The 2,321-nt window shown below is 74.7% G+C and carries 2 protein-coding genes; one reads left to right on the top strand and one right to left on the bottom strand.

What is annotated here, in order from left to right:
- Nucleotides 1-913, bottom strand: a 913-nt coding sequence (locus EAO71_RS40350) for a substrate-binding domain-containing protein (protein ID WP_459112791.1), incomplete at its 3' end; no start/stop codon positions are given.
- A 407-nt stretch (nucleotides 914-1,320) separates the two neighbouring features.
- Here EAO71_RS40350 and EAO71_RS35420 point away from each other — a divergent pair.
- The coding region (locus EAO71_RS35420; protein ID WP_315986634.1) for a glycosyl hydrolase family 28-related protein at nucleotides 1,321-2,321 on the top strand (1,001 nt) is incomplete at its 3' end.

The following is a 2,321-nucleotide window of genomic DNA, read 5'->3' as shown; positions in this document are numbered from 1 at the left end:
GCCCTGCCCCCCTCCCGCCCTGCCCGCGTCTCCCGGCAGGGGGCGCGGGCAGGGCTTCGGCGTGCCTCGCGGGCCTGCTCGCCGGCCCACCGCGCGGCGTCAGGCGACCGGGGCCGGGGGGCGGCCGGTGGACTCGCGGACGATCAGCTCGGGGTCGATCACGGTCTCGTCCGCGGACGCCGACGGCGTGTCCATCTGCGCGCAGAGCAGGTCCACGGCCGCGAGCGCCATCGCCTCGACCGGCTGCCGGATCGTCGTCAGCGGCGGGCTCGTGCACGTCATGTAGGGGGGAGTCGTCATAGCCGACCACCGACACGTCGTGCGGAACGTGCAGTCCGGACCGCCGGACCGCCCGGATGACGCCCAGGGCCAGCGGATCGCTCGCGCACAGCACCGCCGTGACACCCGCCCGCAGCAGCGTTCCGGCCACGGCCCGCCCGGCCTCCAGCGAGAACGACGTCCGCACCACGAGGGACGGGTCGGCCCCGAGTGCGCGGGCCCGCACCGCCTTGCGTTCGGACGGCAGATGACTGCGCGGGCCCAGGATCAGACCGATCCGCTCGTGGCCGAGCGAGGCCAGGTGCCGCCAGCCGAGTTCGGTCGCGGTCTCGTCGCTGCACACCACCCGGGGAAAGGGCAGCCCCGGCACGCCGGCGTTGAAGAGGGCCACCGGCAGGCTGCGCCGGGCGAGCCGGCGGTAGTGCCCGTGCGGCGCGTCCGTGAACGCGTAGTGCCCGCCGGCGAAGACGATCCCGGAGAACCGCTGCCGGAGCAGGAACTCGACGAACGCGGGCTCGGAGCCACCGCCGCGCGACTGCGCGCACAGGACGGGGGTGAAGCCGCGCCGGGTCAGTTCCGAGCCGACCGCCTCGGTGATCGCCGGGAAGACGGCGTTCTGCAGGTCCGGTGTCACGAGTCCGATCAGCCGGGGGCCGGTGGGGCGGGGGCGCGTCATCGCGGTCGCACGGATCAGGAACGGGAGCGGCGAGCCGGACGGGAGAGGCGGACCGCGCGTGCGGTCCGCTGACCGGACCGCGCAATCCCCGTCCGCCGTGGTCCGGCGCCGCCCGGGCGCGGCCGGCCGGTGACCCCCGATGCGGCGCGCACCGACCACGGTTCCCCGGCCGGGTCGGCGCCGAGCGCACGCCGTCCGGCTCGACGGGGACTGCAACAGTGTCGCACCACGCCGCAGAATTCTGCCTTGGTTACGCAATTTCGCGACCAAAGTCTTGTGGAGTGCGAAGCGCGGCCCTAATGTCCCAACGCCGCCGGTGTGCCGTACGCCGCGCGGTCCCCACCGCCCGACAGAAGCGAGCCCCGATGTCTTCGAGCCGCGCCCCCTCCCGCGCCCGCACCGGCAGGAGGGCGACCGTCCTCCTCTGCGCTCTCCTCGTCCTCGGACCGGCTGTCGACGGCGTCGCCACCGCCTCGCCCACGCCCCGCCCCGGATCCCCCGCCGGGACGGGAGCGGTCGTGACCCGCGCGGCCCTCGACCCGGCACTGGTCGAAGGACGCGGCGCCGACGTCGCCTTCGACGAGCAGGAGGCCGAGAACGCCCGGACCGACGGCACCGTCGTCGGACCCGACCGGACGCCGTACACGCTCGCCTCCGAGGCGTCCGGCCGCAGAGCGGTCCGGCTCACCCCGGGCCGGTACGTCGAGTTCGTCCTGCCCCGCGCGGCCAACGCCCTGACGGTCCGTTACAGCATCCCGGACGCCCCCGAGGGCGGCGGCATCACCGCACCCCTGGACGTCACGGTGAACGGCGGCCACCGCCGGGTCATGACCCTCACCTCCCAGTACTCCTGGCTGTACAACCAGTACCCCTTCACCAACGACCCCGGCGCGGACCTGCTCCACCCCGACTGGTGGACCACCGAGTGCTCCTGTGTCCCGGCGGCCACCTCGCCGGCACCGACCTTCGACAAGCCCTTCCGGCCCACGCACTTCTACGACGAGCAACGTCTGCTCCTGGGCCGGACCCACCGCGCCGGCGATCGCGTACGCCTGACCGTCCCCGAGGGGAGCCCCGCCGCCTGGACCGTCATCGACCTGCTCGACACGGAGCTGGTCGGACGCCCGCACGTCGACCTCCGCGCCGTCGACGTCCTCGCCTTCGGCGCCGACCCGACCGGCCGGCGCGACGCCGCGCCCGCCATCGAACGGGCCATCGCCTTCGCCCAGCGTGCCCGGAGGAGCGTCTACCTGCCGCCCGGCACCTACCAGGTCAACCGCCACATCGTCGTCGACGACGTCACGATCACCGGCGCCGGCAGCTGGTACACCGTCGTCAAGGGCCGCCAGGTCGCCCTGGACCCGCC

This window comes from Streptomyces sp. MS191 (assembly GCF_008042125.1).
Taxonomy (GTDB): domain Bacteria; phylum Actinomycetota; class Actinomycetes; order Streptomycetales; family Streptomycetaceae; genus Streptomyces.
This window is presented reverse-complemented; position numbering and strand designations above follow the sequence as displayed.